The 12,821-nt window shown below is 41.7% G+C and carries 13 protein-coding genes; 1 reads left to right on the forward strand and 12 read right to left on the reverse strand.

The genetic code is table 11. The features are described from left to right. Positions 1-14: 14 nt before the first annotated feature. From NTX65_12920 to NTX65_12975, 12 genes are all read right to left on the reverse strand, one after another. Complete coding sequence (locus NTX65_12920; protein ID MCX6170241.1) at positions 15-1,124, reverse strand: hypothetical protein; 1,110 nt, start codon at positions 1,122-1,124, stop codon at positions 15-17. Positions 1,125-1,156: 32 nt separating this feature from the next. Further along, on the reverse strand, positions 1,157-1,900 hold the full coding sequence (locus NTX65_12925; protein MCX6170242.1) for an HAD-IIB family hydrolase: 744 nt from the start codon (positions 1,898-1,900) through the stop codon (positions 1,157-1,159). A gap of 62 nt (positions 1,901-1,962) precedes the next feature. Continuing rightward, a complete protein-coding gene (locus NTX65_12930) occupies positions 1,963-2,955 on the reverse strand; it encodes a class I mannose-6-phosphate isomerase (GenBank protein MCX6170243.1) in 993 nt (330 codons plus the stop codon). Positions 2,956-3,015: 60 nt separating this feature from the next. Next, a complete protein-coding gene (locus tag NTX65_12935; protein ID MCX6170244.1) occupies positions 3,016-3,204 on the reverse strand; it encodes a hypothetical protein in 189 nt (62 codons plus the stop codon). Between the two features lie 131 nt (positions 3,205-3,335). Further along, on the reverse strand, positions 3,336-4,985 hold the full coding sequence (pgi, locus tag NTX65_12940; GenBank protein MCX6170245.1) for a glucose-6-phosphate isomerase: 1,650 nt from the start codon (positions 4,983-4,985) through the stop codon (positions 3,336-3,338). Position 4,986: 1 nt separating this feature from the next. After that, the gene (locus NTX65_12945) at positions 4,987-6,009 is read right to left on the reverse strand and encodes a fructose-bisphosphate aldolase class I (GenBank protein ID MCX6170246.1); all 1,023 of its coding nucleotides are present in this window, start codon (positions 6,007-6,009) and stop codon (positions 4,987-4,989) included. 111 nt (positions 6,010-6,120) lie between these two features. Next, on the reverse strand, positions 6,121-6,489 hold the full coding sequence (locus NTX65_12950) for an HPF/RaiA family ribosome-associated protein (protein ID MCX6170247.1): 369 nt from the start codon (positions 6,487-6,489) through the stop codon (positions 6,121-6,123). After that, positions 6,486-8,960, reverse strand: coding sequence for a phosphoketolase family protein (locus NTX65_12955; protein MCX6170248.1), 2,475 nt, complete (start codon positions 8,958-8,960; stop codon positions 6,486-6,488). The genes NTX65_12950 and NTX65_12955 overlap by 4 nt, the downstream gene beginning before the upstream one ends. 10 nt (positions 8,961-8,970) lie before the next feature. Continuing rightward, positions 8,971-10,185: an acetate/propionate family kinase gene (locus tag NTX65_12960; GenBank protein ID MCX6170249.1), complete on the reverse strand. Its 1,215-nt coding sequence runs from the start codon at positions 10,183-10,185 to the stop codon at positions 8,971-8,973. Next, positions 10,182-10,892 (reverse strand): HAD family phosphatase, encoded by a 711-nt coding sequence (locus NTX65_12965; protein MCX6170250.1) that lies wholly within the window; start codon positions 10,890-10,892, stop codon positions 10,182-10,184. The genes NTX65_12960 and NTX65_12965 overlap by 4 nt, the downstream gene beginning before the upstream one ends. Positions 10,893-11,052: 160 nt before the next feature. After that, the gene (locus NTX65_12970; protein ID MCX6170251.1) at positions 11,053-11,271 is read right to left on the reverse strand and encodes a hypothetical protein; all 219 of its coding nucleotides are present in this window, start codon (positions 11,269-11,271) and stop codon (positions 11,053-11,055) included. A gap of 35 nt (positions 11,272-11,306) precedes the next feature. Further along, positions 11,307-11,924: a phosphatase PAP2 family protein gene (locus tag NTX65_12975; GenBank protein ID MCX6170252.1), complete on the reverse strand. Its 618-nt coding sequence runs from the start codon at positions 11,922-11,924 to the stop codon at positions 11,307-11,309. Between the two features lie 584 nt (positions 11,925-12,508). On the opposite strand from NTX65_12975, the gene NTX65_12980 reads away from it, so the two are divergent. Beyond that, positions 12,509-12,793: an STAS domain-containing protein gene (locus tag NTX65_12980; GenBank protein ID MCX6170253.1), complete on the forward strand. Its 285-nt coding sequence runs from the start codon at positions 12,509-12,511 to the stop codon at positions 12,791-12,793. Positions 12,794-12,821 lie beyond the last annotated feature (28 nt).

Raw genomic sequence — 12,821 nt, forward strand, 5'->3', positions numbered from 1 at the left:
GCGAATCTTGCACGTTACACTTTTTCACCCGGTGGGTCTGCGACTTTCCCCGGCGGCAATAAATCCGGCACATCAAGACGCGCCACACCAATCCGGCTATCTGCCATTCCATAATAGACATCGATACGATCCGGTGAGCCAAGATCATCGCGCCTGTCAATGCCGGTAGGAAACACAACGTTGGGAACAGTTCCGTGTCGTTCTTTTGGTAACGACGGAGTAAGCACCGGCTCAACCGAACGGTATCGAATTACGCGCGGATGTTCTTCCGATAGTACCATCACTCCGGCAGAGTACCGCAAATGATGTTCATCGTTACCTTGTTCCATTATTTCACTCACACCGTGATAAATGATAAGCCAACCATGCCGGGTTAGAATGGGTGGAGTACCTCCTCCAACTTTTAACCGTTCCCACGGTGATACCGGAGTTGCCAACCGATGATGTGAATTAAACAATCCAAGGTGATGTGGTTCGAGTCCATCCAATTCCATAGGGCAATAGGAAATCCAAATACTTTCATGATCGAGGTCAACCAAACGTATCTTAGACTGGCAAGCGGTTTCTTCAGGACGAGTGCCTGGAAAAAGTGGTCTATGAAGTAGGGCCATTTGCATTTTTCCATCGTGATTGGGAACAGCAATCGGAAAAAGACTGGCATCTTTATCATCTACCGTGTCGAACTCAATCCCATCATACGGTTCAAAGGTTGCCAGCCCTAAACGCTTCCAGTGAAACAAGTCCTCTGAAACAGCCATTGCGATGCGCGGTCCAATGGGTGAATGCGCAGTATAAGTCATTACATAGCGTTTGAATCGTTCCACAAAAGTGATGCGCGGATCTTCGCATCCGCCGCTTCCGTCGGAACGAAGTTCATAATCTGCTTCCGGTTCAAGCGCAATACCTAGCCGCTCGACACCGGATGGATCACCTGATTCATTAAACAGAACACGCGCGATTCCGATGCGCGAATAATTTCCCTTTGCTACAAGTCGTGGAAATAAATATAATTTTCCATCAGGACCGCGAACCGCAGCTGGATTTAAGACGCCTTCAACTTCCTGCGGATTGCCAGACTCCGGTTCCATAATTTGTCCCAAACGCTGCAACTTAAATCCACTCATCATTTCCTCTTATTAGGTTTTGTTTGGCTATCTTAATCTAAACAAGCGATGATCGTTTCGGTAACTCTTTTAGTTTCTTTAGGACCTTGAACCGGGATAGAAATAACACCTGCTTCCTCAGCCGGATAATCATTCCCGCCGGGGAACAAAGCATCACCAATGAAAATCATCTCTTTTATTGAAATACCAAGAATGTCCCGCAGCTTTCCGATTCCGTATGCTTTATCAATGCCGGGTTTGGTGACATCGATGGATGTCGCGCCACCCATTCGAACAGAGAATCCGGAAATTAAAGGATCAAGAATTGACTTTATTTTTTTCCGTTTTGTGAAATCAGGATCCCATTTTTTCTTTTCTTCTAATGGAGCTTGTTGACCTAGTGCAGAATATGTTATCTGGCTTCCGCGATCTTCAATTATCTCTCCCCAAACTTTTTCAACTTTGAATCCCGCTTCTTCGAGCGACTTCTTAAAAGCATCGATAATTTTTTTTCTTTCATCTGCTGTGAAATCTTCTGAATAAATTTTTTCCCATTCCCCAGTATATTTAAAAAACTTTGTTCCACACGTTGGAAGAAGCGATAGATTCTTCAGATGCTCATCTTGCGGAAGATTAGAGAGGAGTTGTTTTTCGAACTGCGGCCAACCACCTCCGGAAATTACAGCCACTTTAACAATACCTAGAAGGTCATGCAGCAATGAAGACATTTCTTTATCAAGAGACGATTTACTTTCGGCAAGCGTACCGTCCAGATCATAGACAATTAGTTTTTTCATAATCGTTCTACCTATTAAATCATTCTATCACGACAAATTTTAAAAATGTTTTTGTTTCTTAACTATACAGGCAACGTAATTTCCAACAAACACACTTCATTAAGGGGCAGAAAATCGCACACACCGACAACAGCCGGTAAGAGCAGCACATCGCCTTTATCGACGGAATAATTTTCACTACCATGTTTCAACTGACCGTTACCGTAAATACATACCAGCACACGGGGCATTCCAACTTCACCAACTTTTAATTTCGATTCACTGGTAAGTCGCCACAAACCAAAATGTTCACAGAGAAAAAGCCGTTCCCGCAGAGCTGGTTTTACTTCCTCCACCTTCGGCACCACCGGGCCCACGGCACCTTGCGAAAAGTCAATACATGAAATTGCTTGTTCAACTTGTAGCTCTCTTTGTTTACCTGTTTTTGTATCAACATGGTCCCAGTCGTACAAGCGAAAAGTTACATCACTGTTCTCCTGAATCTCAAATACAACGACATCGCCTCCCAATGTGTGAACTGTTCCGGCTGGTATGAATACACCGTCACCGGACTTCGGAGTAAAGTATGTTAGTTTGTCCGCAACATTTCCGTCAGTTATTGCCTTCCGGAAATTGTCAACTGTAGTACCTGGTTTCAAGCCAGCATAGATGCGGCTATCTTTCGATGCCTCCAACACAACCCATGCTTCGGTCTTACCTGTTTCACCTGCAGGCAGTAGATCTATATGTGAATCATCTGGATGCACCTGGACTGAAAGCATTTCTTTTGCATCGAGAAATTTCAAAAGTAGTGGGAACCTGCTGAAGTGCCCAGCCAAGTTTCCCAACAATTGTTTCTGAAATTTTTCAAATAATTGACCTAAGGTTTCTCCTCTCAGCGGACCATTTGCAATGCAACTCATATGGTCATCGCGGTCGCTTAGTATCCATGCTTCACCGATTGGACCATCGATACTTAAGGGTGATGAGAGAACTTCACCTAAACGCCGTCCACCCCATATTCGATACTGATATATCGGTTCGAATTTCAGAGGATACAAATCAATTTCATTCATTGGTGTTCCTTTGCAGTCATGTTCACGTTTAATTAATTACTACTTTATTTTCATTACCAACTAATAAGGGACTTTCTGTTGCATCTGTTTGTTAGGCCTCATTGACAAGTCGTTCGACTTCACATAAATAAACATTGCAACAAGCATCAATAAAATTGCGACCCAGAATTTCCAGTCGTGATGAGCTCGTTTCCAATATGGTTTTTCGTTTTTCTGTTTAGTTATATGTTGAGGGATATTTGTATTCATGTTTCTTTCCTTTCTATTAAAGAATTACTTTCGCCACTTCGTGCGGCGCGATTTTAAATAGCTCGATGATACAGAACTTGTTGAGCTGCAAAATGTGGATTGTCTTTAAAACGATGTTCATTGAACAGGTTTTATTGCCCATGCAACAACTCCTTGGATTTCAAATATCGCCGGATTAACGTGTTGGTTGAACTATCATGCTTGAGTTGGTGCTTGGTCAAAGTCTCAAGTTCCGGGATGATTCTCCCGGCAAGCGCTTTACCGAGTTCGACTCCCCACTGGTCAAATGAATCAATTCCCCAAATTGCCCCTTGAGTGAAAACACTATGTTCATATAGTGCGATGAGCTTTCCCAACGACTCCGGAGTCAATCGATTCATTAGGATGATGCTTGACGGACGGTTGCCTTCGAAGGTTTTGTGAGGTGCCAGCCATGCCGGTGTGCCATCAGCTATAACCTCTTGTGGCGTTTTGCCAAAGGCCAATGCCTCTGCCTGTGCAAATACATTAGCTAAAAGTAAGTCGTGGTGACGACCAATAGGATTAAGCGGTTGAAGAAAAGCGATAAAGTCGCAAGGGATGAGTTTAGTCCCTTGATGAATTAATTGATAAAAAGAGTGCTGTCCATTAGTACCAGGCTCACCCCAATAAATAGGTCCGGTTTGGTAAGTTACTTCTGCCCCATCAAGTGTGACGTGCTTACCGTTGCTTTCCAAAGTTAACTGCTGGAGGTAAGCTGGAAAGCGCTTCAAGTACTGTTCATACGGCAAAACAGCAATGGTCTGTGTATTGAAAAAATTGTTGTACCAAATACCCAGCAGTCCCATTAGTACCGGCAAGTTACGCTCAAACGGGGCAGTGCGGAAATGCTCGTCCATCTGGTGAAAACCGTCGAGCATAGCGCGAAAATTTTCGGGACCAATGGCAATCATAGTTGAAAGTCCAATCGCTGAATCCATTGAGTAGCGCCCGCCGACCCAATCCCAAAACTCGAACATATTTGCTGTATCGATGCCGAACTTTGCTACTTCATTGGCGTTGGTTGAGACCGCTACAAAATGCTTGGCAACGGCTGAGTGATGTTTCAAGCTTTTGAGCGCCCAGTCGCGGGCAGTGTGCGCATTGGTCATGGTTTCAAGCGTTGTAAATGTTTTCGAAGAGATGATGAACAACGTTTCCTCGGCGTCGATGTCACGCGTGGCTTCGGCGAAATCGGTACCGTCAATGTTAGAAACAAATCGAAAGGTTAGATCACGTTGGCTGTAATGCCGCAATGCTTCGTACGCCATCACCGGTCCCAGGTCAGACCCTCCTATACCGATATTAATGATATTGCGGATCGGCTTGCCGGTGTGACCCTTCCACTCACCGCTACGTATTCGGATGGAAAAGTTGGCCATCTTTTCGAGCACGGTATGAACTTTAGGCACAACGTCTTCACCGTCCATGATAATGGATTGCTCTTTAGGAGTGCGAAGGGCTACATGTAGAACTGCTCTCTGCTCTGTGACGTTGATCTTCTCACCCAGGAACATGGCATCGATGCGAGTCCGCAAACCGGACTCCTCCGCCAATTGTAAAAGAAGTTTTAATGTCTCTTCAGTTATACGATGCTTTGAATAGTCAAAGTAGATGCCGACTGCCTCAGCCGTCATTCTCTCCCCGCGCATTGGATTATCTTCGAAGAGTTTCCGGAGATGTAATTCCCGGACTTCCGTATAATGGTTTTCGAGTGCCTGCCATGAAGCAAGTTTAGCGAGTTGTGGGATGCTTATTTTCATTCTAATTCCTTTCAATTGTGGTATTGTATTCTCCACGTCGCGCAGCGTGATTGCACATAGCTCTATGATATAGAGCTTGTTGTGCAACTAATACGTTGGACTCTTCGCCATGCCAAATCTCTAATGCCGGTTGCTGTATGGCTCGGGAAAAAGAAAACGTCAATGCCCAGGGCAGTCGTGATCTGAATCTAACATTCATCGCATTCAAACGTGCCGATGCAAGTTCAGAAGGTTGACCGCCGGACAAAAACGCAATACCGGGAACACAAGCGGGAACAACACGCAAGAGACAATGCACTGTTGCATCAGCAACTTCGTCCATCGTTTCCTGCTTAGGGCAATTCAATCCTGGAAGCACCATATTAGGTTTCAGTATTATACCTTCCAGCATAACTCGTTGTGTATAAAGCTGGTTGAAAACTGTTCGTAGAACTTTCTCTGTTACGTCGTTGCAACGTTCCAGAGTATGATCGCCATCCATTAGCACTTCCGGTTCTACGACAGGAACGAGTCCGGCTTCTTGACACAATGCTGCATAGCGTGCCAATGCATGCGCGTTTGCTTCAATGCATCCTTGACTGGGAATTTTATCATCCACTGCAATTACTGCGCGCCACTTGGCAAAACGTGCGCCAAATTGAAAATATTCCTTTAGTCTTTCGCGCAATCCGTCCAGACCTTCTGTGATTTTCTCACCTGTATGATTCGCTAAATCTATTGCACCTGTGTCTACCTTGATACCCGGAATGATACCAGCGTCAATTATAACTTTGACAAACATAGTACCGTCTTTTTTGGATTGATGGATGGTCTCATCGTAGAGAATCGCTCCACTAATAAATTCACCTAGACCGGGTGTAGTCATAATCAATTCACGGTAGGAACGGCGGGCTTCTTCTGTTTGTGGAATTCCCAATTTGGCAAATCGTTTGTTGCATGTTGGATTACTTTCATCCATCGCCAGCAGACCCTTGTCATTAGCGACCAGCATTTTTGCGGTATCTATAATCTGTTGTGAATTCATCTCTGTTAACTCCATAATTATATCAATTAATAATTAATCAGTCATTTGCACTTTTAACACATAACCACCAATGTCTTTAACAAGCCAATGCAAATCATTTATCCATTGCGATTACTTCTCCTCCGGAAATTCTATTTCAGGTGCTGGTTGTTTAGAATCGTGACTTCTTTTATCTTTTTGGCGTCCTAGAATGCTTTCAATCATATTTATTAATTTATTAATAGCATTGTCGAGGGCTTCGTTTAATGTGTCCGAATGGTCTGTGACAACAATTGGCTGACGTCCTTCGAGACGTGCCTCAATCATGCAGCGTTTATCGTTCTTACCTTTCTTGGCACCATCTTCATCTTTCATGTGGACTTCAACACTAGTAATGTGATCGCTAATCCGGCTTAATGAATTTTCAATTATGCTTCTGAACTTGGCAATTAATGTCTCATTACTTTGGATATTATGGCCTGTATTTATTTGGATATTCATATTTTTCTCCTTTTGTTATTGTTATTATTCCATTTCCAATTTCTAATTTCCGGCATATCCTGCCCATATTTGTTTATATATTTTTTGTGGTCCAATAGTTTGTCGCGGAGGAATTGTTTAACATAAGCCGCCTTCGAACCTAAACCCGGCACTCGGTCAATCACATCGCCAACCAAATGGAAACGATCCATCTCATTCAACACCACCATGTCAAATGGCGTTGTGGTTGTTCCTTCTTCCTTATATCCGCGTACATGAAACCGATCTTGATTGGATCTTCGATACGTTAAACGATGGATCAGAAGCGGGTAACCGTGAAATGCGAAGATAACATGTTTGTCTTTCGTGAAGAGTGTATCAAAATCCTTATCACTAAGTCCGTGGGGATGCTCGCTCTTTGGTTGAAGTGTCATCAGATCTACCACGTTGATGACTCTGACTTTAAGTTCAGGAAAATTCTTACGAAGAATTTCAACGGCTGCCATTGTCTCCAATGTTGGAACGTCACCGCAGCAAGCCATGACAACATCCGGGTCTCCACCTTTGTCATTGCTTGCCCATTCCCAAATACCGAGTCCGGCTGTGCAGTGTTTAATGGCAGAATCCATGTCCATCCATTGCAGCGCCGGTTGTTTTCCTGCAACAATGACATTGACATAATCACGGCTTCGTAAGCAATGATCTGTTACCGACAGCAATGTGTTTGCGTCTGGTGGCAGATAGACGCGAATAACATCCGCTTTTTTATTTACCACGTGGTCAATGAAACCTGGATCTTGATGACTAAATCCATTATGATCTTGTCGCCAAACATGAGACGAAAGCAAAATGTTCAATGAGGCTACCCGACTTCGCCATGGAATATCGTGAGCTACTTTGAGCCACTTTGCGTGCTGGTTAAACATCGAATCAATGATGTGGATGAATGCTTCGTAACATGAGAAAAAGCCGTGTCTGCCAGTAAGTAAATAACCTTCGAGCCAGCCTTCACATTGATGCTCGCTCAGCATTTCCATTACACGGCCATCAGGCGCAACATCCTCGTCGATGGAAATAATTTCAGCGGTTGAGCAGCGGTTCGTTACATCGAATACATCTCCCCATCGATTGGATGCAGTTTCGTCCGGGCTGAAAACACGAAAGTTGGTTTGGTTAAGTTTCACTACATCACGAATGAACTTACCCTGAACGCGCGTGGCTTCTCCTTCATCAACGCCGGGATTATTTATCTTCAGAGCGTAATCACGGAAATCCGGCATCTTTAATTCTTTAAGAAGAAATCCTCCGTTAGCATGCGGATTCGCTCCCATACGTCTTTCACCAATAGGTGCTAACTCAGCTAGTTCGGGAATTAGTTTTCCGTTTTTATCAAATAACTTTTCTGCTTTGTAACTCTTCATCCAATGTTCAAGAATTTTTACATGTTCAGGCTTTTCCACAAAATTTGTAATCGGTACTTGATGTGCTCGGAATGTACCTTCGATGGGCAGACCATCAACCACTTTCGGGCAAGTCCATCCTTTAAGAGTTCGAAAAATAATCATTGGCCATTTCGGTCGTTCCCTAAAGCCGTTGTTACGCGCGTTTGTTTGTATCTGTTTAATTTCAGCAACAATCGTATCGAGTGTGGCCGCCATGATTTGATGAAGTCTGTCGGGATCATCTCCCTCTACAAAATATGGTTTGTATCCGTAACCACGGAAGAGCTGATCTAATTCTTCGTGACTGATACGCGCCAGTACAGTTGGTCCGGCTATCTTATAACCGTTCAAATGTAAGATGGGAAGTACAGCTCCGTCGCGAACCGGATCGAGAAATTTGTTCGAGTGCCAACTTGTAGCCAGCGGACCCGTTTCCGATTCACCGTCGCCAACGACACATGATACTATCAGATCGGGATTGTCGAACGCCGCGCCATAAGCATGGGACAGAGAGTAACCGAGTTCTCCGCCTTCATGAATAGAACCCGGCGTTTCAGGCGCAACATGACTCGGAATTCCGCCCGGAAAAGAAAATTGAGTGAACAGTTTTTTCATGCCCTCTTCATCCCGGGTGATATTAGGATAAACCTCGCTGTATGTTCCTTCCAAATATGTATTGGCTACTATTCCGGGTGCACCATGACCCGGTCCGATAACATATATCATATTCAGGTCGTATTTCTTTATGATACGATTGAGATGAACATAGATAAAATTAAGTCCGGGAGTTGTACCAAAATGACCGAGCAGCCGCGGTTTTATATGTTCTAATTTCAATGGTTTCTTTAACAACGGATTATCAAACAAATAAATCTGCCCGACCGACAGATAGTTTGCAGCGCGCCAATAGGCATTCATCTTTTGCAGAAGTTCTTGAGATAATGGTTTATCCTTTGCACTCTTCTTTTTAGATTTCGTGATAATGTTCTCTTCAAGTCCTTCTCTTACTTCTTTAACCAATTTCTTCTTCGACACTCTCTTTGTTTTCATGATCATGTCCCTATTCAATATTAAGATTTATAATTTGATTTACAGTCTTCGCTATCATCCATTCCTCGTCTGTGTGAATAACACGGACTGTTGTCTTCCCGTTTTCTATTGATACAACGTGAGCGTTTGCGATGTTTCGTTTTTCATCAAGCTCGATTCCAAGAAATCCCAGTCCTTCACAAATACGAGAGCGGATGACCGGGCAGTTTTCACCGATGCCGCCGGCAAAAACCAATGTGTCCAACCCGCCAAGTGCAGCTGAGAAAGATCCTATCCACTTCTTCACCTGATAGCAAAATAATGCAATGGCTTCTGAAGCCCGAATGTCATCATTTTCTTTTGCGAGTAAATCCTTCATATCGGAACTTGTTTCAGAAATACCTAGCAAACCTGATTCGTGATTTATTAGTTTGTTGAATTGTTTGGGTGTGAGATTTTCCGACTTCATCATATACCACACAACTCCCGGATCTAAATCACCAGGACGAGTGCTCATCGTAATTCCTCCGGCAGGTGTGAATCCCATGCTCGTATCAATACTCTTACCTTCATGGACGGCAGCTAAGCTTGCACCGCTGCCGAGATGAGCAAGTATAACACGACCTTGCGCAACTTTTTCACCGGCGACACGAGCGAGTTCTTCGATGAGATAAGCATAAGACAAACCATGAAATCCATATCGCTGTATTCCCATTTTGTCGAAGCGGCGGGGAATCGGAAATAATTTTGCAACCCGCGGCATGGTGCGGTGAAACGTAGTATCATAGCAAGCGACTTGATGTAATTTAGGATACCGCTGCAGTAATACCTCGATCAATTCAATCTCTACAGGTAGATGATCAGAATCGTAAGGACTGATTCGGTGTAATTCATCGAGTAATTCTTTTGTTATGAGTTCAGGTTCTGTGTGTTTCATACCAAAAACCACACGATGTCCTACGCCAGTAATCAAAGAAAAATCGATTTGTTCTTCGAGCCACTCGATCAAAATATTTGATGCTGTACGAGTATCAGATGACTCGATAAGGAAGCTATCTTTTTCATTTTTTTTTGAGTCAGTGGATGTTAAGACCATACCAGGCAAACCAATACGATCAATACTTCCATGAAAACTTTTTTCCAGATCTTCGCCAAATCTATATAGAGCGAATTTAATGCTCGATGAGCCGCCATTGATTGCCAGTACATTAGCCTGAGTTGGTTTTATGGATGACTGCTTTGTCATTCTGCAACCTCCAACCCGAATGAAGCCAGTTTCGCGCATGTGGATTTGTAATCTGTATGATGAATGCTTCGAATCCCCAATTCTTCCGCTATCTCTACGAACATAGGTGTGTTTTCGATATAGATTACTTGTTGTTTTGAAACTTGAGTAGTATCGAGCGCAAGCTGAAAAATATCTGCATCAGGTTTTCGCAAATGCACGTAACATGATGAAATAAAAAAATCTACAAACTCATTCAATTTGAATTTCCTAATACGATGTGCATTAAGTTCCCTAGCTTCGTTGCTGACAACAATAATCTTCAATCCATACTTTTCCTTTAGCCGGCGGATCAACTCGATCATTTCGGGATATGGTTTCGACTGGTCGAACATGAATTTCCGAAACTGGGCATGAGTAAACGAACGCTTCTCGTAGAATACAACACGGTTCAAGTATTCTTCAATAGTGAGTTTATCCAACTCGTAAGTATCGAACGATTGGTTATGTCTTTTTTCCATCTCTTCGGCATCAAGGTCGAACTTCTTGGCTGCCAATTTGCGAAACTCATGAACCCACCCGTCGGAGAGCAAAACGCCGCCGATATCTACAAATAATATTGTAATAGGAATTTCTCTTTTCAATTTATTCCCTTCCATTATTTCATCTCCTTCTATTCCAACACCGCGATTTTTGTAAGGCGGCTTTATTCTATCTATTGTTTTCATTTACTTTGTTTTGTAATTGATCACCTTTATTTTTCATTTTCTCTTATTCAGTTGCCACTCGTAATGAGTGTGCTGATTTAATAATTATATTTACTAGTAAATTTTCATCACCATTAATCTTCGTTTTTCGAAAAAGTTGTTATAATAAAACTTGACCTGATTATTTTTTCTTTCTAAAGAGAAGCCAGCCGATAAAGACACCAACAACGAGGGTAGCAATGGTGGGGAACCACCTCCAGTTGTTGCCGCTCATCCAACCGTTTTCATGCATACCTTCATTCATTCCGCCATCCATAAGTGTTCCGCTGCCGAAATACAAAAAGAGCACTGCTATAACTACCAGCGCTATGACTAAGTATCTATTATTTAATTTATCCATTTGATTTATCTCCATTGAATAATTGATATTGCTTATCATGAATGTTTCCGTAGAGTTACTTCAAAGCGCAATCTTAATCGTTTAAGGTATGTTGGAGACATTCCAAAAATTGAATTATTATTATTCTCATGATGATCAACAACCCACGTTGCAACAAAATAACCTAGCGCAGCTCTAGTAAAAGCATCTGTTACCCAGTGCTGACCCTGATATACTCTTGAAATTAAAATGAGCTCTGCCGGTAAGTAAACAAGCGTTTTCCAATCAGGCGACTTAATATTTCTTGAAAGCACAGTTGAAAGTATAAACGCGGCTGTAGAGTAACCACTTGGTAGTGTTTTGTTGTCTTGATTAAAAATAGGTGAATATATTCCTTCCCACATTCGGCTAAATACAATAGGGGCACTTTTGTAATATCTTTGATCTTTTAAAACAGTATCGCAAATTGGTTGATCTGCAGTTTCCATCATTAAAAATGTTGCCGTACTTACAACGCCTAATTTTAACCAATCACTTCCATCCCAGTTAATCGGTTGTTTGATGAAGTCGCCAGTTTCTCTAAAGAACTGAGGAAAAGCATATCCAAATTGTCCAAAGAGAGAAGATCCAGATATGATGATTAGAAAGAGTGATAAATAAATTTTGCGTTTCATTCCGCAAACTTTATTTATAAATGAAAAGTAAATCCAGACCATTTAAATCTTCAAAAAGATTCGAATCTTTATTTTAATTAGTAAATGAATGCCTAAAGCAATAGTATCTCTTGAATCTTACTTTATGTTATACATGTTCAGTTAATTGTGCAATCAATCAAAAGGATGAAAAAGGGACTACATCTTTTGTTTAGTTCACGTAAAGGATTTACTACCAAATTATTCTGATCGCAGATTTTTGTTAAGCCGAGACATAAGGACCTATCAATATTCTATCATTTCAAGGATTTTGTAATTCAATTTCTTAAAAGATGGACTTGAATATTTTTTTGAATAGATAGAAAAAATTTAAGCTTAGCAATAAAATGGTTACAACATTTGAAAAAGTAGTGATCATAAGCAAAAAACGATTTATTATGGTTATGGAAGAAAGTTGTGTCTTTGATTTGAAGATACCAAGACAAAAATAGAGTAAAGACTTAGGCGTGATAAATTTTACAATTTATTTTTCTGAGAGCAAAAATCGCGATACTAGTAAAGAAACACTGAGATTGGGGCGGATAGAATTTTGAATACGTACTGATATCACTGGTTCGGCAAAAGATAACGAGTTTAGTGACACACTAAAAAAACTTATTTCAGAAGGAAAGAAAAACATAATTATTGACCTGAAAGAAACCGGATTTATGAATAGTTCTGGATTAGGAATCTTGATTGCAGGATACACAGCTGTTAAAAATGGTGACGGTGAACTAAAACTTGCTAATCTAACTGACAAAATTGAAAGTTTATTATTAATTACAAAACTTAATACAGTCTTTTCAAATTTTGAATCTGTAGAGGAAGCAGTAAATAGTTTTGCTAAATAATAAAAGCAAAAAATTTAATAAAATATTC

This window comes from Ignavibacteriales bacterium, assembly GCA_026390795.1.
Classification (GTDB): domain Bacteria; phylum Bacteroidota; class Ignavibacteria; order Ignavibacteriales; family Melioribacteraceae; genus Fen-1258.

Coding starts and splice junctions, on each gene's coding strand:
- NTX65_12920 (MCX6170241.1), bottom strand. CDS start 1,124: ATGAGTGGATTTAAGTTGCAGCGTTTGGGACAAATTATGGAACCGGAG.
- NTX65_12925 (MCX6170242.1), bottom strand. CDS start 1,900: ATGAAAAAACTAATTGTCTATGATCTGGACGGTACGCTTGCCGAAAGT.
- NTX65_12930 (MCX6170243.1), bottom strand. CDS start 2,955: ATGAATGAAATTGATTTGTATCCTCTGAAATTCGAACCGATATATCAG.
- NTX65_12935 (MCX6170244.1), bottom strand. CDS start 3,204: ATGAATACAAATATCCCTCAACATATAACTAAACAGAAAAACGAAAAA.
- pgi (MCX6170245.1), bottom strand. CDS start 4,985: ATGAAAATAAGCATCCCACAACTCGCTAAACTTGCTTCATGGCAGGCA.
- NTX65_12945 (MCX6170246.1), bottom strand. CDS start 6,009: ATGAATTCACAACAGATTATAGATACCGCAAAAATGCTGGTCGCTAAT.
- NTX65_12950 (MCX6170247.1), bottom strand. CDS start 6,489: ATGAATATCCAAATAAATACAGGCCATAATATCCAAAGTAATGAGACA.
- NTX65_12955 (MCX6170248.1), bottom strand. CDS start 8,960: ATGAAAACAAAGAGAGTGTCGAAGAAGAAATTGGTTAAAGAAGTAAGA.
- NTX65_12960 (MCX6170249.1), bottom strand. CDS start 10,185: ATGACAAAGCAGTCATCCATAAAACCAACTCAGGCTAATGTACTGGCA.
- NTX65_12965 (MCX6170250.1), bottom strand. CDS start 10,892: ATGAAAACAATAGATAGAATAAAGCCGCCTTACAAAAATCGCGGTGTT.
- NTX65_12970 (MCX6170251.1), bottom strand. CDS start 11,271: ATGGATAAATTAAATAATAGATACTTAGTCATAGCGCTGGTAGTTATA.
- NTX65_12975 (MCX6170252.1), bottom strand. CDS start 11,924: ATGAAACGCAAAATTTATTTATCACTCTTTCTAATCATCATATCTGGA.